Annotated in this window: 25 protein-coding genes; 17 read left to right on the top strand and 8 right to left on the bottom strand. The window is 54.4% G+C overall.

The window, feature by feature from the left end; genetic code table 11:
- Window positions 1-11 precede the first annotated feature (11 nt).
- Genes flgD through flgB form a run of 3 tightly spaced genes read right to left on the bottom strand, consistent with a single transcriptional unit; the run spans window position 12 to window position 1,516 of the window.
- Window positions 12-683, bottom strand: a complete 672-nt coding sequence (flgD, locus tag ABU178_RS08020) for a flagellar hook assembly protein FlgD (protein WP_397213637.1) — start codon at window positions 681-683, stop codon at window positions 12-14.
- Between the two features lie 12 nt (window positions 684-695).
- Window positions 696-1,100, bottom strand: a complete 405-nt coding sequence (flgC, locus tag ABU178_RS08015; protein ID WP_397213636.1) for a flagellar basal body rod protein FlgC — start codon at window positions 1,098-1,100, stop codon at window positions 696-698.
- Window positions 1,101-1,102: 2 nt separating this feature from the next.
- Complete coding sequence (flgB, locus tag ABU178_RS08010; protein WP_397213635.1) at window positions 1,103-1,516, bottom strand: flagellar basal body rod protein FlgB; 414 nt, start codon at window positions 1,514-1,516, stop codon at window positions 1,103-1,105.
- Window positions 1,517-1,670: 154 nt separating this feature from the next.
- Here flgB and flgA point away from each other — a divergent pair, with 154 nt between their 5' ends.
- The 3 genes from flgA to flgN all read left to right on the top strand — a co-directional run bounded on the left by flgA (window position 1,671) and on the right by flgN (window position 3,172).
- On the top strand, window positions 1,671-2,330 hold the full coding sequence (flgA, locus tag ABU178_RS08005; RefSeq protein WP_397213633.1) for a flagellar basal body P-ring formation chaperone FlgA: 660 nt from the start codon (window positions 1,671-1,673) through the stop codon (window positions 2,328-2,330).
- A 104-nt stretch (window positions 2,331-2,434) separates the two neighbouring features.
- Window positions 2,435-2,734 (top strand): flagellar biosynthesis anti-sigma factor FlgM, encoded by a 300-nt coding sequence (gene flgM, locus ABU178_RS08000; protein WP_397213631.1) that lies wholly within the window; start codon window positions 2,435-2,437, stop codon window positions 2,732-2,734.
- 6 nt (window positions 2,735-2,740) lie between these two features.
- The gene (gene flgN / locus ABU178_RS07995; RefSeq protein WP_397213628.1) at window positions 2,741-3,172 is read left to right on the top strand and encodes a flagellar export chaperone FlgN; all 432 of its coding nucleotides are present in this window, start codon (window positions 2,741-2,743) and stop codon (window positions 3,170-3,172) included.
- Between the two features lie 33 nt (window positions 3,173-3,205).
- Here flgN and murJ read toward each other — a convergent pair whose 3' ends face one another.
- The 4 genes from murJ to rimJ form a co-directional block, all read right to left on the bottom strand.
- Entirely contained in the window at window positions 3,206-4,744 is a 1,539-nt protein-coding gene (murJ, locus tag ABU178_RS07990; RefSeq protein ID WP_397213626.1) for a murein biosynthesis integral membrane protein MurJ, read from the bottom strand.
- 120 nt (window positions 4,745-4,864) lie between these two features.
- Entirely contained in the window at window positions 4,865-5,785 is a 921-nt protein-coding gene (locus ABU178_RS07985; RefSeq protein WP_397213624.1) for a Gfo/Idh/MocA family protein, read from the bottom strand.
- Window position 5,786: 1 nt separating this feature from the next.
- On the bottom strand, window positions 5,787-6,437 hold the full coding sequence (locus tag ABU178_RS07980; protein ID WP_397213622.1) for a DUF480 domain-containing protein: 651 nt from the start codon (window positions 6,435-6,437) through the stop codon (window positions 5,787-5,789).
- A 16-nt stretch (window positions 6,438-6,453) separates the two neighbouring features.
- Entirely contained in the window at window positions 6,454-7,047 is a 594-nt protein-coding gene (gene rimJ, locus ABU178_RS07975; RefSeq protein WP_397213620.1) for a ribosomal protein S5-alanine N-acetyltransferase, read from the bottom strand.
- Between the two features lie 275 nt (window positions 7,048-7,322).
- Between rimJ and mdtH the strand changes: the two genes are divergently transcribed.
- The 10 genes from mdtH (at window position 7,323) to ABU178_RS07925 (ending at window position 15,111) form a co-directional block, all read left to right on the top strand.
- A complete protein-coding gene (gene mdtH, locus ABU178_RS07970) occupies window positions 7,323-8,525 on the top strand; it encodes a multidrug efflux MFS transporter MdtH (protein WP_397213618.1) in 1,203 nt (400 codons plus the stop codon).
- A gap of 99 nt (window positions 8,526-8,624) precedes the next feature.
- Entirely contained in the window at window positions 8,625-9,272 is a 648-nt protein-coding gene (gene grxB, locus ABU178_RS07965) for a glutaredoxin 2 (RefSeq protein ID WP_397213616.1), read from the top strand.
- 119 nt (window positions 9,273-9,391) lie between these two features.
- Window positions 9,392-9,955 carry a lipoprotein gene (locus ABU178_RS07960; protein WP_397213614.1) on the top strand — a complete coding sequence of 188 codons (564 nt, stop codon included), beginning with the start codon at window positions 9,392-9,394 and terminating at the stop codon, window positions 9,953-9,955.
- Between the two features lie 138 nt (window positions 9,956-10,093).
- The gene (pyrC, locus tag ABU178_RS07955; protein ID WP_397213612.1) at window positions 10,094-11,140 is read left to right on the top strand and encodes a dihydroorotase; all 1,047 of its coding nucleotides are present in this window, start codon (window positions 10,094-10,096) and stop codon (window positions 11,138-11,140) included.
- A 70-nt stretch (window positions 11,141-11,210) separates the two neighbouring features.
- Window positions 11,211-11,456: a DNA damage-inducible protein I gene (gene dinI, locus ABU178_RS07950; RefSeq protein ID WP_397213610.1), complete on the top strand. Its 246-nt coding sequence runs from the start codon at window positions 11,211-11,213 to the stop codon at window positions 11,454-11,456.
- A gap of 143 nt (window positions 11,457-11,599) precedes the next feature.
- Window positions 11,600-11,866 carry a hypothetical protein gene (locus ABU178_RS07945; RefSeq protein ID WP_397213608.1) on the top strand — a complete coding sequence of 89 codons (267 nt, stop codon included), beginning with the start codon at window positions 11,600-11,602 and terminating at the stop codon, window positions 11,864-11,866.
- Window positions 11,867-12,191: 325 nt separating this feature from the next.
- Window positions 12,192-12,446, top strand: a complete 255-nt coding sequence (bssS, locus tag ABU178_RS07940; protein ID WP_397213606.1) for a biofilm formation regulator BssS — start codon at window positions 12,192-12,194, stop codon at window positions 12,444-12,446.
- Between the two features lie 100 nt (window positions 12,447-12,546).
- Window positions 12,547-13,665 carry an N-methyl-L-tryptophan oxidase gene (solA, locus tag ABU178_RS07935; protein WP_397213604.1) on the top strand — a complete coding sequence of 373 codons (1,119 nt, stop codon included), beginning with the start codon at window positions 12,547-12,549 and terminating at the stop codon, window positions 13,663-13,665.
- Between the two features lie 292 nt (window positions 13,666-13,957).
- Window positions 13,958-14,515, top strand: coding sequence for a cytochrome b (locus ABU178_RS07930; protein WP_397213602.1), 558 nt, complete (start codon window positions 13,958-13,960; stop codon window positions 14,513-14,515).
- Window positions 14,516-14,538: 23 nt separating this feature from the next.
- Complete coding sequence (locus ABU178_RS07925) at window positions 14,539-15,111, top strand: YceI family protein (protein ID WP_397215743.1); 573 nt, start codon at window positions 14,539-14,541, stop codon at window positions 15,109-15,111.
- Between the two features lie 45 nt (window positions 15,112-15,156).
- On the opposite strand, the gene trhO is transcribed toward ABU178_RS07925, so the two are convergent.
- Complete coding sequence (gene trhO, locus ABU178_RS07920; RefSeq protein ID WP_397213600.1) at window positions 15,157-16,206, bottom strand: oxygen-dependent tRNA uridine(34) hydroxylase TrhO; 1,050 nt, start codon at window positions 16,204-16,206, stop codon at window positions 15,157-15,159.
- Between the two features lie 183 nt (window positions 16,207-16,389).
- Between trhO and ABU178_RS07915 the strand changes: the two genes are divergently transcribed.
- From ABU178_RS07915 to ABU178_RS07900, 4 genes are all read left to right on the top strand, one after another.
- Window positions 16,390-17,484: an NADH:flavin oxidoreductase/NADH oxidase gene (locus tag ABU178_RS07915; protein ID WP_397213598.1), complete on the top strand. Its 1,095-nt coding sequence runs from the start codon at window positions 16,390-16,392 to the stop codon at window positions 17,482-17,484.
- A 125-nt stretch (window positions 17,485-17,609) separates the two neighbouring features.
- Complete coding sequence (locus ABU178_RS07910; protein ID WP_397213597.1) at window positions 17,610-18,533, top strand: Kdo(2)-lipid IV(A) acyltransferase; 924 nt, start codon at window positions 17,610-17,612, stop codon at window positions 18,531-18,533.
- A 615-nt stretch (window positions 18,534-19,148) separates the two neighbouring features.
- Window positions 19,149-19,415, top strand: coding sequence for a hypothetical protein (locus tag ABU178_RS07905; RefSeq protein WP_397213595.1), 267 nt, complete (start codon window positions 19,149-19,151; stop codon window positions 19,413-19,415).
- Window positions 19,416-19,539: 124 nt separating this feature from the next.
- Window positions 19,540-19,938: a MysB family protein gene (locus tag ABU178_RS07900; protein WP_397213593.1), complete on the top strand. Its 399-nt coding sequence runs from the start codon at window positions 19,540-19,542 to the stop codon at window positions 19,936-19,938.
- Window position 19,939: the final 1 nt, after the last annotated feature.

The raw sequence follows: 19,939 nt of genomic DNA, 5'->3' as shown, positions 1-19,939 counted from the left end.
TTAAAGGTTAATCAGAGAATCTGACGAATTTCATCCAGGGTTGTAGTGCCCATGGTGCCGAGATTAAGTGTGGTGGTGCCGTCGCTGGTGCTCACGCCATTGACGTAGGCGTAGTTCAGCGGCTGCGCGACCAGTTGCTCCGTGCCGTTGCTGGCGGCAATGGAGACGCTGTATTTGCCATCCGGCGCGGTAGAGCCGTCGGTCAGGGTGCCATCCCAGGAGAACGTACTGACTCCTGCTGAAAGCGCGCCGAGATCGATGGTGCGTACCACGGTGCCGCTGGAATCTTTAATAGTGGCGGTAGTCGCGGTTGACGCGGTGGTCAGCTCCACGCCAAACGGCGTCGTGGTGCCGCTGCCGACCAGAATCTGGCTGCCATCCACCATCACACCGTGATCGATCAGCGTGGAACTCTGCAACGACTGGCTGGTGCTGATCTGACCGGAGATCGAACCCAGCGTGGTGTTCAGTTTCTCAATCCCGCTCAGGGTATTGATTTGCGCCAGCTGCGTGGTGAGCTGGCTGTTATCCATCGGGTTGGTCGGATCCTGGTTTTGCAGCTGCGTCACCAACATCGTCAGAAACTGGTTCTGCAAATCTTCAGCACTGTTGGTGGAAGTGCTGCTGCTGGAACTTAGTACGGTTGGATCCAGCGAATCGTTAACGCCTACCGAGATACCCATCGTTATTCTCCGTTATTGACCCATGGTCAGGGTTTTCATCATCATTGACTTCACGGTGTTCAGGACTTCGACGTTGGCCTGATAGCTGCGCGAAGCGGACATGGTATTCACCGTTTCCGCCACCACATCTACGTTCGGCATCTTCACGTAGCCCTTTTCATCCGCCATTGGATTGCCCGGGTCATAGACCAGTTTGGCCGGAGTGGGATCGTCCACCACCTGCGCCACACGTACGCCGCCGGTCGCCGCGCCGGGTGCCGCATCGGTCTGAAATACCACCTGTTTGGCCACATAAGGTTGACCATCAGGACCGGTGACGCTGTCGGCGTTCGCCATGTTACTGGCGCTGACGTTCAGACGCTGGGATTGCGCGGTCATCGCTGAACCGGCAATGTCAAAAATATTCAGCAATGCCATGCTTATTGCCCCTGCAGGACGCTCATCATGCCTTTAATCTGGCTGCTGATGAGAGTGAGATCGGTTTGATACTTCAGGCTGTTATCCGCGAACTGCGTACGCTCACGATCCATATCGACGGTGTTGCCATCCGCCGAAGGCTGATCGGGAATGCGATAGAGCAGATCCATCGCGGGCTGCGAATTGTTTTGCGCTTCGATGTGCCGTGCCGAGGTTACCTTCAGCGCGATGCTGCGCCCTTCAGCGCGCCCGTTTTCCATCACACGACTCAGCTCGCTGGCAAAGTCGATGTCCCGCGACTGATAGCCGGGGGTATCTGCGTTGGCGATATTGGACGCCAGAATTTCCTGACGTTGCGCACGCAGGTTGAGGGCTTCGGTACCGAATTGCAGCGCCGCATCCAGTTTGTCGAGCATGCTTCCTCCGCGTATGAGAATTTCGAGCTGACAGCTTAAGCGGTAAAAAGCAAGAGCCATCGTCTGAATAACGCCTAAAATCACTGTTATTTTTCGCCTTGAATTCACACACGCCTGGGTAGAATCAGCGCCATCATCTTTAAGGAATAGCGCCATGCGTGGATACACAGCCCTGTTGGCCAGTCTGCTGGTCCTGATCGCCCTGCCCGTCTGTGCCGGCGATCTCACTGCTCAGCTCAACCATTTCTTCCAGGCGCGCGATCCGCAACATGCCGCCGGCATGACGGTGGTGGTGCGCACGCCCGATACCCAATGGCCCGCCTGTGAGACGCCGCAGTTCAGCCTGCCGGGCAACAGTCGCCTGTGGGGAAATATGAGCGTGGCCGCCAGCTGTGGGGAAAATCGTCGCTATTTGCAGGTACAGGTGCAGGTGACCGGCAGTTATCTGGTGGCGACCCACCCGCTAACCCGCGGCAGCAGCGTCACGGCGCAGGATTTCCGCCTGCAAAGCGGCAGGCTTGATACCCTGCCGTCACGCGCGCTGTTTAACAGCGATGCGGTGGCCGATGCGGTGGTGATGCGCGATATCCTGCCCGGACAGCCGGTCACGTTGTCGATGCTGCGCCAGCCCTGGCGGGTCAAGGCGGGACAGAATGTGATTGTGATTGCCAGCGGCAACGGCTTTAACGCCAGCGGTGAGGGACGCGCGCTGAATAACGCCACCACGGCGCAATCGGTGCGGGTGCGTATGGGGAACGGCCAGGTTGTCAGCGGCCGGGTCGATGGTGATGGGAATATTCTTATATCGCTATAAAGCGCTAAAGAACCCTGTTGTTCTGCCGATAGAGAAAGCAACATTGATACTACTCTACGCTGATGCAGGCGGCACGATCCGTCTGATTTTACAGGAGCCCGACTATGAGCATCGACAGAACTCAACCTTTACAACCGGTTAGCACTGTTCAAACCCGCGACAGCAGCGATAACAGCAGCAGCAAAGTACGCCAGAGCGCGACCCCGGCTACCACCGAGAGCGGTGCGCAGGTGCGTCTGAGCGATGCGCAGTCGCAATTAACCAAGCCCGGCGCGCAAGACATTAATGTGGCGCGCGTTGAGCAACTGAAAACCGCGATCCGTAACGGCGACCTTAAAATGGATACAGGTAAGATTGCCGACGCGCTGATCGCCGATACCAAGGCTTATTTACAGGGTAACTAATCCCCCATGAACGATTTGCTGACCACACTGGATAAGATGCAGGCCGTGCTTTCCTCACTGGCAGAGGTGATGAATGAAGAACAACAGCAGCTCTCTGCCGGTTTCATCAACAGCAACCTGTTGCAGCGCATTACTGAAGACAAAAGCGCGCTGCTCTCGACGCTGAATTATCTGGATGAGATGCGCCGCACCAGCGAAAAAAGCAGTGGCGTGCAGGCGCCTTACCGTGGTCAGAGTGATATGACACGCCGCTGGCAGGCGATCCAGCAGCATACCCAACGTCTGCGCGACGCCAACGTGCATAACGGCATTCTGTTGCAGCATCAGATTCGTTATACCGATGAGGCGCTGACGGTGTTAAAACCGCATCAGACTCAGGCGTTTTATGGCCCGGACGGGCTGGGTAAAGGCAATGCGACCCTGAGTCGCAAGGCGTGAAAAAAGCCGCTGGCTCACACCAGCGGCTTTTTTTTATGCGCTGGTGCGGCGGCCGAAGTCGCGCAGACGAAAGCCCATCAGCGCCAGCATAATGAAGTAGGCAGCCCCCCCTGCGGCACAGACCAGCGCCAGCCGCAGCAGACGCCAGACCATTTTCCCCTCTTCCCAGGCGGGCATCACCTGCAATAATCCCCAGAGCGCGGCGGCCATCACCACTACCGCCACCACCAGGCGCAGCAAGAACGCGGCCCAGCCCGGTTGCGGATGGAAGATTTTTTGCTTACGCAGCTGCCAGTAAAGCAACGCGGCATTCAGACAGGCTGCCAGACCGATCGACAGCGACAGTCCGGCATGTTTTAGCGGGCCGATAAAGGCCAGGTTCATCAGCTGCGTCATCAACAGGGTGACGATGGCAATCCTTACCGGCGTTTTGATGTCCTGACGCGAGTAAAAGCCGGGCGCCAGCACTTTCACCACGATTAATCCCAACAGCCCCACCGAATAGGCAATCAGGGCGCGCTGAGTCATGGCGGCATCAAAGGCGGTAAATTTGCCGTACTGAAACAGCGCAATAGTTAACGGGCCGGAGAGGATGCCGAGCGCGATGGCGCTGGGCAACGCCAGCAGGAAGCAGAGGCGCAGCCCCCAGTCCATCAGGCGCGAATACTCGTCATGATTGCCGGTAGAGAAACTTTTCGCCAGCGACGGCAGCAAAATGGTGCCGAGCGCCACGCCCAGCACGCCGGAGGGAAACTCCATCAGGCGATCGGCGTAGTACATCCACGAGACCGAACCGGAAACCAGAAACGACGCAAAAATGGTATTGATGATCAGGGAAATCTGGCTCACCGAGACGCCGAGAATAGCGGGTCCCATCTGCCGCATCACGCGCCAGACGCCGGCATCCTTCAGATTGATACGCGGCAGCACCAGCATACCGATCTTCTTCAGATGCGGCAGCTGATAGCCCAACTGCAGCACGCCGCCCGCGACTACCGCCCAGGCCAGCGCCATTACCGGCGGATGGAAATGCGGGGCGGCGAACAGGGCGAAACCGATCATACTGATATTGAGCAGCGTCGGGGCGAAAGCGGGTACGGAAAAGCGATTCCAGGTATTGAGAATCGCGCCGACCAGCGAGGCGAGCGAGATCAGCAAAATATAGGGGAAGGTGACGCGCAGCAGCGATGAAGTTAAGGCAAACTTGTCCGCCGTATCGGCAAAACCAGGAGCCGTAATCAAAATCACCCATGGCGCGGCAAACATGCCCAGCACCGTGACCAGCGCCAGCGCCAGCGTCAGCAAGCCTGAGACATACGCGATAAACAGCCGCGTCGCCTCCTCGCCCTGCTTGCTTTTGTACTCGGCCAGAATCGGAACAAATGCCTGAGAAAAAGCGCCCTCGGCAAAAATACGTCTCAGCAGATTAGGCAGCTTGAAGGCGACAAAAAAAGCGTCGGTCGCCATTCCGGCGCCAAACACCCGCGCCACGATGGCGTCACGGGCAAAGCCCAGCACGCGGGAAAACAGGGTCATAGAACTGACCGCTGCCAGCGATTTCAATAAATTCATAATTGGCGGCGCATCCTGAAAAGAGTCGGCAAAATGAGTGACTTAAAAGGGCATCCGGCGATGCCCGGCGATAGTCTACTGCCACACGGGGAAATGACCAGCGGCGATTGTTACAAGGGGTTATTCCTGTTCCGCATCACGCCACAATTTTTCTATTACGCGCTGCGCCAACAGCGCCTGTTCGCCGCTGGTTTCAGGCATAGTCTGATTTTGCACGCACTGGATAAAATGCTGCGCCGCGCCGACAAAACCGCGCTGGGTTAACAGACTTTGCCAGGCGGGAACGGGATCGATCAGCAGTTTGCCCTGGGTTTCCTGCTGCCAGTCGCGCATGTCGTTTATCTGAATCAGGGTGCCGTCGCAAATCGCCGTGACAAATTCACGCTGGCTGCCGGCGCGGCGATGCATACTGGTGGTAATCTGCGTGTTGCCTGCGGCAAAGTGGTGTTCGGCGTAGAGCATTTCGCCGCGTTCATTGGTTTCGATATGACCGTGCAGCGTTTTGGCCTCTGCGCCGCCCAGCCAGAGCGCGGTATCGACCAGATGCAGATAGTCATCCAACAGGGTGAAGCGTAAATCGTGCGGACCAACGCTGTCGCTGCGGTGTTTATCCATTCGCAACGAGGCCGGGTTAGTCATCGCCGCCCTGAGCTGCTGATAACGGGGGGCGAAGCGGCGATTAAACGCCACCATCAGCTTGCGCTTACGCCGATCGGCCAGCGCCACCAGCTCCTCCGCCTGACGCAGCGTCTCTGCCAGCGGCTTGTCTACGCAGACATCCTTATCCGCCAGCAGCAGCGCCTTTACTACCTCATAGTGGCTGGCGGTGCTGCTGTGCACAAACAGCGCGTCACAGTCGGCGGCCAGCGCGTCCAGCCGGTCATAACAGCGCATGCGGTAGCTGTCGCACAGCGGTTTGGCTTTGGCCTGGTTGGGTGAAAAAGCGCCTGCCAGCTGCCAGCTCTCCGCCTGGGTTAATACCGGCAGCCAGGCTTTTTGCGCAATGCCGCCCAACCCTACCACACCGATTCGCAATGGCATCTCAGGCTCCTTTTTCTGCTATCAACTGTTGCAGCTGCGATTGCAGCTGCGCAACAGCGTTTTCAAGCGCGGCGACGCGGGCGGTCAGATCGTCAGCGCGCGGCGTGCTGTTTTCCATCGCTTCGTTTGCTTCCGGCGCTGCTTCATCGCCAAACAGGTGCATATAGCGACTTTCCCGTTTGCCGGGTTCGCGCGGCAGCCGGGCGACAAACGGCCCCTCTTCCCGCGCCTGCAAACCTTCCAGCGCTTGCTCGACCTCATTCATATCGGCAAACTCATGCAGACGGCCGCTGCGCGTACGCAGCTCGCCGGGCGTCTGCGCCCCGCGCAAAAACAGCAGAGTCAGGATCGCCACCTCAGCGGGAGAAAAACGCAGATTGCCGAAGGCGGAGTTGCAAAAACGCTGCTCATACTTTGCGACACGCTGGCCGAAACCGCTGTTTGCCGTGACCAGGTGCTTTTTCACCAGCGCGTCCAGCTGCGCCTGCACCTCGCTTTCGCTGAGATTCATCACCGGTTCGCGGTTCGACTTCTGATTGCAGGCGGTGACCACGCCGTTAAGGGATAACGGATATTGATCCGGCGTTGTGACCTGCTTCTCCAGCAGGCAGCCGATCACGCGCAGCGCCTGCGGCGATAATGCCATCTTCATTTTAGGAGTCTCACTGCTATGAACCACGCCGATCCGGCGTCCATTCCCGATATGTCAGCGCCGTCAGGATATGATCCTGCCAGCGCCCGTCTATCAACAGATAATCTTTGGCGTAGCCCTCTTTTTCAAACCCGAGGCGCGCCAGCAGATCGCCGCTGCGCTGATTATGCGGCATGTAGTTGGCCATAATGCGATGAATATGCTGCTGGCGCTGCATATAACGGATCGCCGCCTGCAGCGCCTCAAACATCATGCCCTGACCCTGCCATTTTTCGCCGAGCGAATAGCCGAGATAGCAGGCATGAAACGAGCCGCGCAACACGTTGCTGAAGTTCGCCACGCCGCGCACTTCCGTTTCATTGGCATCCATCAGAATAAAATAGAAGGCCGATCCCTGTTTATGCATGTCATTGATCAGACCGAGGCGCGCCTGCCAGCCGGAGGGATAGCAGTGGCTTTCATCGCGTACCGGCTCCCAGGGCTTGAGAAACACGCGGTTTTCCGCGTAGTAATCAGCCAGACGCCAGGCGTCGCGCTCGTGTACCAAACGCACCACCAGCCGGTCGGTGGTCAGTCGCACCTTCGGCGCGGCAGAACGATAGCCAAACATCATTACTCCTGAAATCGGTGGCTGATAAAAGATATTAATGAACCCGTCAGCCGCCTCACGAGGTGCGATTGGCAAATTCATCTCTCTTCACTATAACCGTCCCCTGTGCTGCGGTAAAACGTTACGCTTTCTTGTATGAAAAAGAGGTTGATTTTCTTCTATAAAGTGGCCGTTTCGATGAAAAAATATCATCCTGGATCTGCTGTCATTCCCGCTGGCTGCGGAGGAAAATAGACCAACTGGTCTCTTTTCCTCCCCATTGCTCAGGAAACAGCATGTCTCGGGTTGCGCAGGCACGACGCCTTGGTAAGATTTTTTTGTTAGTGGATAACATGCTGGTGGTGCTGGGCTTTTTCGTGGTGTTCCCGCTCATCTCCGTGCATTTTGTCGATCAGCTTGGCTGGGCGGCCCTGACGGTAGGGATCGCTCTCGGCTTACGTCAGCTGATTCAACAGGGGCTGGGCATGTTTGGCGGCGCGATTGCTGACCGCTTCGGCGCGAAACCACTGGTGGTGATCGGCATGCTGATGCGCGCCGCCGGTTTCGCCTGCATGGCGCTGGCGCAGGAGCCCTGGGTACTGTGGCTCGCCTGTTTGCTCTCCGGCCTGGGCGGCACGCTGTTCGATCCGCCGCGCAGCGCGCTGGTGGTGAAGCTGGTGCCTGCGCGCGAGCGCGGACGCTTCTTCTCCCTGCTGATGATGCAGGACAGCGCGGGTGCAGTGATCGGCGCGCTGATCGGCAGCTGGCTGCTCGCCTGGGATTTTCGCTTCGTCTGCTGGGTTGGCGCCGGAGTGTTTGTTGCCGCAGCGCTGTTCAACTTCTGGTGGCTGCCCGCCTGGCGTATCTCCACCGAGCGCATCGCCATGCGCGCCGGGCTGCAGCGCGTCTGGCAGGACAAGCGTTTTCGCCTTTACGTTTTTACCCTGACCGGTTATTACATTCTGGCGGTACAGGTGATGCTGATGTTGCCGGTTATGGTCAATCAGATCGCCGGCACGCCTGCAGCGGTGAAATGGATGTATGCCATCGAGGCGCTGCTGTCGCTGTCGCTGCTTTATCCGCTGGCGCGCTGGAGCGAAAAACGTTTTCGCCTTGAACAGCGCCTGATGACAGGACTCTTCCTGATGAGCTTCAGCCTGCTGCCTGTCGGCCTCGCCAGCACGCTGCCCGCGCTGTTTATGCTGATCGCCCTGTTCTATCTCGGCTCGATTATCGCTGAACCGGCACGGGAAACCCTAAGCGCCTCGCTGGCAAGCTCACGTGCCCGCGGCAGCTATATGGGCTTCAGCCGCCTGGGTCTGGCGCTTGGCGGGATGGTCGGCTACAGCGGCGGCGGCTGGATGTTCGATCTGGGCCAGCAGCTGGCGCTGCCCGGCTTACCGTGGATATTGCTTAGCGCTATCGGCCTGGCGACGCTGCTGGCGCTCTGGTGGCAGTTTCAACCGCGCACGGCGGGCCCTGCGCTGCTCAGCAACTGAGTTTGCCCTCCAGGGTGTTCTCTTCCATACTTTTTGCTGGTCTGTAAATCAGGGTGAATTTTCATCTTGCGGTAACGGACATCAATAAGGAGAAGCGGGATGAAACTCTATATCTACGATCACTGTCCTTTCTGCGTAAAGGCGCGCATGATCTTCGGCCTGAAAAACCTGCCGGTTGAGCTGATAGTGATGCTGAACGATGACGAAAAAACGCCCGGGAAGCTAATCGGGCAGAAAATGGCGCCCATTCTGCAAAAAGAAGATGGCAGCGCCATGGCGGAAAGCATGGATATCGTCCGTTACGTCGACAAACTGGATGGCGAACCCTTGATTACCGGCAAAACCAATCCCGCTATCAGCGACTGGCTGCGCCATATGAACAGCTACGTCAACAAGCTGATCCTGCCGCGCGTTGCTGAAGCGCAGTTTGCAGAGTTCGCCACGCCGGAAGCGCGCAACTATTTTCGCAGCAAAAAACAGGCCACTATCGGCGACTTTGCCGAGCTGCAACAGCATTCGCCCGGCCTGATCAAAAACGTCAGCGGCGATTTACGTCAGCTCGACAAGCTGATCGTCAAGCCGAATGCAGTGAATGGCGAGCTGTCGGAAGATGACATTCAGCTCTTTCCGCTGCTGCGCTCGCTGACCCTGGTTGCCGGTATCGACTGGCCAAGCCGCGTAACGGATTATCGCGACAACATGGCTAAACAGACGCAGGTAAACCTGCTCTCCTCCATTGCGATCTGATTTTTCACTCAACCGATGAGAAACGTTGCGGCGTTTCTCATCTCGCATCTCGTGACACCCGCCCGCCTCTCAGGCAAGCTATCGCCTCTTTACAGGATTGTTCAGGTTTAGAGGAATTCATGACAAAGGCTTGTTTTGGGCTGTTCGCCCTGTTGTTTACCGTGCTGTTAAGCGGTTGTAACCCATTGACCCAGTACACCATTACGGAACAGGAAGTGAACCAGGCGCTGCAAAAGCGTAACAACTATGAGAAAGATATTGGCGTAGCCGGGCTGGTGAATGCGCATATCGTCCTCAGCAACCTCAGCAGCCAGATTGGCCGGGAAGAGCCGGGCAAGATCACCCTTTCCGGCAAGGCCAGCATCAACGTTAGCTCGCTGTTTGGTCCGCAACAGGCGGAGATGCAGCTGAAGATGAAAGCGCAACCGGTGTTTGATAAGCAGCAGGGCGCAATCTACCTGCGCGACCTGGAGATTGTCGATGCCGAGGTACAGCCGAAAAAAATGCAGCCGGTGCTGCAAACCCTGACGCCCTATCTTAACCAGTCGCTGAAGAGCTATTTTAATCAGAAGCCCGCTTATGTGCTGAGCGAAGATCGCAGCACGACCGAAGCGCTGGCGAAAAATTTCGCCAAAGCGCTGGAAGTGAAGCCGGGAGAGCTGATTATTCCCTTTACCGATTAAATTCTTTTTATACCGCGTCCTCCGGCGCGGTTTTCAGCGGCTGATGTAAAAAGCAGGTGCAAACGGTTGCCTGAATGCTTATGCTTGGTACCCGGCCAAAACGTGCCATTCGTTTCCTTTCAAGCCGGAGCTTCACTGATGACTGCACAACCTCAGCAACTCACTATCCGCCGCCCTGACGACTGGCATATCCATCTGCGTGATGACGATATGCTGAAGGCCGTGTTGCCCTTTACCAGCGCGGTGAACGGTCGTGCTATCGTCATGCCGAACCTGGTGCCGCCGGTAACCAGCGTCGCGGCGGCTGAAGCCTATCGCGACCGTATTCTCGCTGCTCTGCCCGCAGAACATCGCTTTACGCCCCTGATGACCTGCTATCTCACCGATTCGCTGGATGCCGACGAGGTGGAGCGCGGCTTTCAGCGTGGCGTCTTTACCGCCGCCAAGCTTTATCCGGCGCATGCCACCACCAACTCCAGCCACGGCGTGACCAATATTGCCGCTATCGCCAGCGTGCTGGAGCGCATGCAGAAAATCGGCATGCCGCTGTTGATTCATGGCGAAGTTACCGATGCCCACATCGATATTTTCGACCGCGAAGCGCGCTTTATCGATTCAGTCATGGATCCGCTACGTAAACAGTTCCCGGCGCTGAAAGTGGTGTTTGAACATATCACTACCAAAGAAGCGGCGGCCTATGTGCAAGAGGCGAACGATCTGCTCGGTGCGACGATCACGCCGCAACATTTGATGTTTAACCGCAACCATATGCTGGTGGGCGGTGTGCGTCCGCACCTCTACTGTCTGCCGATTCTGAAACGTAATGTGCATCAGGAAGCGCTGCGCAACGTGATTGCCAGCGGTCATCCACGCTTTTTCCTGGGCACCGATACCGCGCCCCATCTGCGTCATCGTAAAGAAGCGAGCTGTGGCTGTGCCGGCGTGTTCAATGCCCCTTCTTCCCTCCCGGCCTACGCCACGGTATTCGAAGAGATGAACGCCCTGCAGCATTTCGAAGCCTTTTGCTCAGAAAACGGTCCGCGCTTCTACGGCCTGCCGCTGAATGAAGGCACCATCACCCTGGTACGCGAGCCATGGTGTGTGGAAGAGTCCGTTAGCCTCGGCGACGACACCCTGGTGCCGTTCCTGGCCGGTGAAACGCTGAACTGGCGCGTCAAAGTCTGATCCCTTAAATTCGCTTGCCTCCGCGCAGCTTATACTGTACAAATAGACAGTATATCTACCGGAGGCTATTATGCGTGTCGAAGTTACCGTTGCCAAAACCCGACCTCTTCCTGCAGGCGCGATCGAAGCCTTAACCCAGGAACTTGCCAAACGAATCGATAAACACTTTCCCGAAAGCGATAATCGCGTCAGCGTCAGATATGCCAGCGCCAATAACCTGACGGTGATGGGGGGAAATAAAGAGCTACGCGATCAGGTCAGCGACATTCTGCAGGAAACCTGGGAAAGCGCTGATGACTGGTTCATTACTGATTAACTGCCGCTGCGCTGTTTTTGCCGGGTGTCGCCATCCGGCTTTTTTGTTTTTGTCCCCTCTCGCCAGAAAAAGCAGCTGCATCTAGACTGTCCAAAGGATCCCCTATCTGGACGCTCGTTCTGCTTAACAGGAGGTGTATTTTCATGACTACCGATAAACCGGAAGAGGCGATGACCTTTGGTGAACTTTTGGCACTGATTGGCGAACAACAACGTCGTCTGACGGTGCTGGAAAATGTTTTCACCAACCTGTGCTTTTGTCTTGACGATCGCGCGCATCATTTGCTTGTTCATCATCTGCAACTGGAAGCGCAAAATCAGAATTATGATGAGCCGCTTCAGCACCATTTTTCTCACCTGGCGGAAGAGATTCAAAAGCGCACAGGGACGCAGCAACTCCCGGAAGCGTAATTGTTTTGTCGTGACTACCTGATGGCGTAATATTGTTTTTTTGGTAGCGCAATTAAGAATTGTCCTGATCGTTTATTGTAATCTTTTTTCATGACGTTTTTTTTATCCTTTTATTACGTGTTCCCGACAGAAAAGCCTGCGCTGACAGGCCTTTTTTATCCAGTGAAAGCGGCGTTGGAAAAGAATTAATTTTGCTGCCTTTCTGCTCAACGCATTTTTTATCTAATGATCAGCCTGTTCCATGTTATAATTAACTCGCTCTTTGAAGAAAAGCCGCATTGAACCTCAACATACACTTCGTTTAACGAGTAATAAGGAGGTTATAATGGATATAAATAAAGATGTCATCCAGACCCACCCCCTGGTAGGCTGGGATATCAGTACCGTTGACAGCTACGATGCTATGATGATCCGCCTGCACTCAGTATCATCACAAGATCAGAAAGAAGAAGATGCCGACGTCGGGCCAACTTACTGGCTGACAACGGATGTAGCGAGACAGTTTATCTCCATTCTTGAAGCTGGCATTGCAAAAATAGAGTCAACCGACCTACTGGATCGTGATAATAAAAAGCATTAAATTGCATCGCGATTAAGGCACCCTGCAGGGTGCCTTTTTCATGGGCGCTATCTTTTGCTATGCTGCTGATCGATATGACTGTTTCAGGAGTTCAGGCGCAATGATTTATGATCTGATTGTGGTGGGTAGCGGCTCGGTGGGCGCAGCCGCCGGTTTTTATGCCACGCAGGCCGGCTTAAATGTATTAATGATCGACAGCGGTCATCCTCCCCATCAACAGGGCACGCACCATGGTGAAACGCGCCTGATTCGTCACGCCTATGGTGAAGGCGAACGCTATGTCCCGCTGGTGCTGCGCGCGCAGGCGCTCTGGGATGAGCTGGAAAAGCTGAGCGGCGAACGCATTATGCACCGCAGCGGCGTGCTGAACCTGGCGCCCGTCACTTCCTCTTTTATTCAAAATGTTATCGACAGCGCCAAAACCTGGCAGCTTAAAGTGCAGATACTGCAGGCTGATGAAGTGCGTAAGCGCTGGCCCCAGTTCAGCGTGCCGGATGGTTATATTGGCGTGTTTGAGCCGCAATCGGGTTATCTGAAATGTGAGCAGGCGGTACGCAGCTGGATTCAGCTGGCGGAAAAAGCGGGCTGTGCGCAGCTATTCAACTGTCCGGTTACGCAAATTACCCGCCATGGCGATTTGCAGCAGGTGACCACCATTGACGGCGTTTTCCGGGCGCGCAAGCTGTTGATTAGCGCCGGAACCTGGGTCGGCCAGCTGGTTCCGGGACTGCCGGTTACGCCGGTACGTAAAGTTTTCGCCTGGCATCAGGCGGACGGACGCTATAGTGAAAACAATCACTTCCCCGGCTTTGCGGTAGAAATGCCGGACGGCAACCAGTTCTACGGCTTTCCGGCGGAAAATAATGCGCTCAAGGTGGGTCGCCACAATGGCGGTCAGGTGATGACGCAACCCTCAGACCGGAAACCCTTTGGCGCCATTGCGGCGGACGGCAGTGAAGCCTTTGGCTTTCTACGCCAGTTCCTGCCCGGTATCGGCGTCTGTCTTCACGGCGAAGCCTGTAGCTACGATAATACGCCTGATGAAGATTTTATTATTGATACGCTGCCGGACGATGCGAATCGACTTATCATTACCGGCCTGAGCGGGCATGGATTTAAATTTGCCAGCGTGTTGGGTGAAATAGCCGCTCAGTTTGCCCAGGATAAACCTTTCGCGTTTAATCTTTCCCCGTTCTCGCTTTCCCGTTTCGCTAAATAGTTTCCGGCTGGCGCTGTGTTTCACAGCGTCCCTTTGTTTTACAAAAATTGACATTAGTTGGCTTAATCTGACACATCAGCATTTAACCGCTGATTTATTCTCCGCTTCCGCGCTATTTTGGCTTTTCTTTTTTTCTGCCGCCTCCTCCCGTTCAGTTTTACTGAAATTAACGCCCTGTATTAAGCAAATCTTTCCCCGCAAAAAAAATTATTTATAGAAAAGTAAGCATGATTGCATTCCTGTTTCATTATGTAGATCCTTATTACTATTTATTTCAGCGGATAGAATTATTATGACATGGCGCAATTCATCGCATGAATACGGGCATTTTTCAATTTTGCTGCACTGGTTAATGGCGCTGGCCATCTACGCCACGTTCGCGCTGGGTTTATGGATGGTCGGTCTGGGTTATTACGACAGCTGGTATCACAACGCACCGGAGATCCATAAGAGCGTCGGCGTAATCCTGTTTATGCTGCTTATTATGCGTCTGATTTGGCGCATCCTGTCGCCGCCACCTGCGGCGTTAGAAAGCTATACCCCGCTGATACGCTACAGCGCAATAGCCATGCACTGGCTGCTTTACAGCCTGCTGCTGGCCATTCTGATCAGCGGCTATCTTATTTCTACCGCAGACGGCCAACCCATTTCGGTATTTGGTTTTTTTGATCTGCCTGCTCTGATCAGCGGCGCCGGAGAACAGGCGGACCTGGCGGGAGAGATTCATCTCTGGCTCGCCTGGGGCGTCGTCGTGCTTTCTGTACTGCACGGTCTGGCCGCGCTGAAACATCATTTCATCGATCGCGATATTACCCTGAAAAGGATGTTGGGACACCACCGCATCCCTTAACCTCTGAAAAGGAAATAACCATGCTGAAAAAAAGCTTGCTCGCCCTGACCGGCGCCGCCCTGCTGCTGGGTTCTTTATCGGCACAGGCTGCCGATTACAGTATTGATAAAAAAGGTCAACACGCCTTTATTCAGTTTCGCATTCAGCATTTAGGCTATAGCTGGATTTACGGTACGTTTAAAGATTTCGACGGCAGCTTTAGCTTTGATGAAAATAATCCCGCCGCCGATAAAGTCAATGTCACTATCAATACTAACAGCCTCGACACTAACCATGCGGAGCGTGATAAGCATCTGCGCAGCGCTGATTTTCTCAACGCCAGCAAATATCCTCAGGCGACCTTTAAATCGACGTCGGTGAAAAAAGATGGCGATGAGCTCGATATTATCGGTGATTTGACGCTGAACGGCGTCACCAAACCGGTCACGCTGGAAGCGAAATTATTAGGCCAGGGGAAAGATCCCTGGGGCGGTTACCGTGCTGGTTTTGAAGCGGAAGGCGAAATTAACCTGAAAGATTTTAATATCACGAAAGATTTAGGACCCGCATCGCAAAAGGTAGAGCTGATGATCTCGCTGGAAGGGGTTCGTCAGTAACAGCAAAGTAAAACGCGCCTGAAGTTACGCTTCAGGCGCGTTCTGTTATTTCTTCAGCGGCGCAGGAATGGTCATATTTAACAGGCCACGCGACTTATTAAAAATCTTATTGCCGTTTTCCCGGCCAGCGCGGCGGGCGCGTTGTTCTTCCGGCGGCAGAGAAGACTCTTCCATACAGATCGGGCTGCAGCAGTTCTGAAAGGTTTCCGCACATTGCGCGCACTGAATAAACAGCAGATGACAACCGTCATTTACGCAATTTACATGGGTATCGCAGGGCGTGCCGCACTGATGGCAGTGCGCCAGCACATCATCAGAGATACGTTCGCCCATACGCTCATCAAAAACAAAGTTTTTGCCTTTGAAACGTACCGGTAAACCCTGCTCACGGGCGCGGCGGGCATACTCAATAATGCCCCCTTCGATGTGATAAATGTTGTCGAAGCCGTTATGGCGCATCCAGGCGCTCGCTTTCTCACAACGAATACCGCCGGTGCAGTACATGACGATCTTCTTGTCCTTCTGCTCCTTCAGCATCTCCACCGCCATCGGCAGCTGATCGCGGAAGGTATCCGCCGGAATCTCCATGGCGTTATCAAAATGGCCCACTTCATATTCGTAGTGGTTGCGCATATCGACAAATACCGCATCGGGATCGTCCAGCATGGCGTTGACGTCAGCCGCTTTCAGATAGCCACCCACGTCGCTGGCGTCAAAGCTCTCATCCTCAATACCGTCCGCCACGATGCGATCGCGCACCTTCAGGCGCAGCACCCAGAAAGATTTACCGTCATCATCCAGCGCAATGTTCATGCGCAGGTTGTCCAGTGCCGGATCGAAAGCATAAAGCGTGGCTTTCATCTGCTCATACAGGCTGGCAGGCACGCTGACCTGGGCATTAATTCCTTCATGAGCGACGTAAACGCGACCGAAAACCTTAAGTTTGGTTAATTCGAGATAGAGCGCGTCACGGAACGCTTTCGGATCGGCAATGTGGAAATATTTGTAAAAAGAGACTGTGGTACGCGGCTCGGTTTCAGCCAGCATGCGCGCTTTCAGCTCTTTATTGGAAACAAGGTTATGTAACACTGGCATGGTGTTCGTTCCTGTTATCAATAAGAAAAATTTGCGCGCACATCATACCTGATTCCGCGCTGAAGCAAAGCGCAGGTGGAAAATTGTTGCCAAACGCACAAAACGACATGGCCTGATCGGGCGATCTCTGCAAGGCTGTATGTTTGCACACTCTTTATTGCCCTTGAAAACAAAGGAGACGCCATGAGTCAGCTGTTCTCATCCCTGCAGTTAGGCGGGTTGACGCTGGAAAACCGTATTATTATTGCGCCGATGTGTCAGTATTCAGCCGAACAGGGGCGCGCAACGTCCTGGCACCGCATTCACCTCGGCCAGTTAGCCCTCTCTGGCGCCGGGCTGCTGATTGCGGAAGCCACTGCGGTAGAAGCGGATGGGCGCATCACGCCGCAGGATCTGGGACTTTATGATGATGCCTGCGAACAGGCGCTGGCGCAGGTGGTTACCGACATTCGCCAATGGAGTAAAATTCCGCTGGGTATCCAGATCTCTCATGCCGGACGTAAAGCCTCCAGCGATGTGCCCTGGCGCGGCGGGAAAAATCTGACGCCAGAACAGGGTGGCTGGTTGACCTCGGCCCCTTCTGCCGTGCCCTTTTCCGATTCCGATACCACACCCGTCGCCCTGACCGAAGAGCGCATCGCCGAGATCAAACAGGCCTTTGTTGAGACGGCTAAGCGCGCCGATCGGCTGGGCTTTGATCTGGTGGAAATTCATGCCGCCCACGGCTACCTGCTGCATCAGTTCCTGTCACCGCTCTCTAACAAGCGCACGGACGGCTGGGGCGGATCGCTGGAAAACCGTATGCGTCTGGTGCTGGAAATCTACCAGGAAGTGCGACGCGTTCTTCCGCGTCATAAAGCGGTAGGCGTGCGCATTTCAGCCACCGACTGGGCGCAGGGCGGCTGGGATATCGAGCAATCTGTGGCGCTCAGTAAAGCGCTTGATGCGCTGGGCTGCGACTATATTCACGTTTCCAGCGGCGGCCTCTCTGTTGAGCAGCAGATCAAGGTAGGCGCTAACTATCAGGTGCCGTTTGCTACTGCCATTAAGCAGGCGGTGAAAATGCCGGTTATCGCCGTGGGTCTGATTACCGACGCGGAGCAGGCTGAATCGATACTGCAACAGCATGAAGCTGATGCCGTCGCGCTGGCGCGCGCAATGCTGTGGGATCCGCACTGGGCCTGGCACGCCGCCGCCAAACTGGGCGCACAGGTGCAGGGTCCTGAGCAGTACTGGCGCAGCGAGCCGCATGGCGTAAAAGGCATCTTTAAATCGTGATCGTTATCCGCCTGCTGCTGCAGGCGGATTCAGCTTTATTTAAGAGTGGGGAAAAAGCTGGCACAATAGGAAATATCAACAGGATAAACGCGCCCGGTGCGCCAAGCAGGATACATCCATTTCTTATGACCCAACTGCCACAATTCAATCGTGAACTCCTCCATCCCCGCTACTGGTTAACCTGGCTGGGCATTTCTGCGCTCTACATTCTGGTACTGCTGCCCTACCCTCTGCTCTATGTGCTGGGTTGCAGAATTGGCCGTCTGGGGATGCGCTTTATGAAACGCCGTGTTGAGATTGCCCGACGCAACCTCGAGCTTTGCTTCCCTGACATGCCGGTCAGCGAACGTGAATCGATGGTGAAGCACAATTTTGAATCGGTCGGCATGGGTCTGATTGAGACCGGGATGGCCTGGTTCTGGCCCGACTGGCGCATCAATAAGTGGTGCCGCGCTACCGGCCTGGAGCATATCGCGAAAACCCGTGAAGAAGGAAAAGGCGTCTTGCTTATCGGGATGCATTTTTTGACCCTGGAGCTGGGCGCGCGCATTTTTGGCATCCACAACCCCGGCATCGGTGTTTACCGTCCGAACGACAACAAGCTGCTCGACTGGCTGCAAACCTGGGGCCGCATGCGTTCCAATAAAAGTATGTTGGACCGTAAAGACCTCAAAGGGATGATCCGTGCGCTAAAAGGCGGCGACATCATCTGGTATGCGCCGGATCACGACTACGGCCCACGCAGCAGCGTATTTGCCCCCTTCTTTGCCGTTGAAAAGGCTGCTACCACGGTGGGCAGCTATGTGCTTATCCGCAGCTCAAAGCCCGCAGTTGTGCCTTTCGTGCCGCGTCGTCTGCCGCACGGCCAGGGTTATGAGCTGATGATCATGCCGGACGTTGCCGCCAGCATGCCGCTGGAAAGCGAACTGGCCACCGCCACGCGCATGAATCAGGTAGTAGAAGAAGGTGTCTTGTTAGCGCCGGAACAGTATATGTGGTTACATCGCCGTTTTAAAACCCGCCCGGAAGGCGAGCCTTCACGCTATTAATGCTAAAGCCGGGCAACTGTTTTTTGTCCGGCTTTACACAAAAGTGTTGAAACCTTATCAATTTCTTTTCAGATCCACTACCATACCGCGTCAGAATTCCCTCGCTACGCTGTTAATTCCTCTCATTTCAGCAGGATCGCCTGCTATGAACCAGTTATTACTGATGATGAATAATGGATTGCAGCCAGAGTTAAATAAAGCAGGGCTTATCAAATACAGAATAACATGAAAAACAGTTAAACAGGGTTAACTCTTTTTACCGTAACATCCGTTAACAGACTGATTTTTACATGAAACAGCATTTTAATATTAATATATCAAAATTATAGCTGCTGGCGCTGAAATTTATTTCCTCCAGGGCTTTTCTTATTTAATTTAATAAAATTCATTCCTGTCACTAATCAGTGCAGGAATTTTAACTTATTTTACAAGGCATTGTCTTATTGCACTTTATCTATAGACAGGAATAATAGCTTTAAATGATTTCTTATATCATTATGGAATTTGTATAATGTTTTTATTATGGGTACTTTCGCTTTTGTCAGGTAATTGCCTGACTTTCAAAAAAATAAAAATAAGATTACACACAGCAAATCTCTCGCAGGAATCCACAAAATGAATAAAGGCATCTATTATTACGTAACGATCGGCACCGATCAGGACAATTATCATTATCTGCATCGGAAAGAGTGTAAAAGACTGCCTGAAAAGGAGGAAGTAATCTTCATCGGTACCTTATATAATCTCAATCAGGCCTTATCTATCGCCCGGATCAATTTTAAGAAAGTGAAACCCTGTATTAAATGCTGTATTCGCTACTCCGCGCCGGTTATCAGGGAGACGGTCAGACCAGTGCTGCACTTCCCGCAGAAAATGCATTAACCTCGCCGCGCGGGAAAAGGAACTTCCCGCTGGCCGGGCCGACTTTACTCCTCAGATTTTTTACCCCTCCCGATTTTGGACTATCCTTCTCTGGAATCCCGTTAAACAGGCAAGGAGAGAACAGATGAGCATGTACGGTACCCTGGAAGAGGCCATTGACGCAGCGCGCGAAGAATTTCTCGCCAATCATCCGGAAATGGAAGGAGAAGATGCGTCTGTCAGCCAGTTCGGCCTGCAAAAATATGTGATGCAGGATGGCGATATTATGTGGCAGGCAGAATTCTTCGCTGACGAAAGCGAGCCAGGGGAATTCCATCCGGTACGTACCGGCGAAGCGGCCCAGGCGATCTGGGACGGCGATTTTGATGAAGTAGAGTTGCGTCAGGAGTGGCTGCCGGAAAACACGCTGCATGAATGGGATGAGGGTGAATTCCAGCTTGAGCCGCCCATTGATACTGAAGAAGGCGAAGCGGCTGCCGCAGAGTGGGAAGATGATAACAGCGACTCCGATCGCTGGGCCTGAT

The organism is Pantoea osteomyelitidis (assembly GCF_044342975.1).
In the GTDB taxonomy this organism is placed as follows: domain Bacteria; phylum Pseudomonadota; class Gammaproteobacteria; order Enterobacterales; family Enterobacteriaceae; genus Pantoea; species Pantoea osteomyelitidis.
This window is presented reverse-complemented; position numbering and strand designations above follow the sequence as displayed.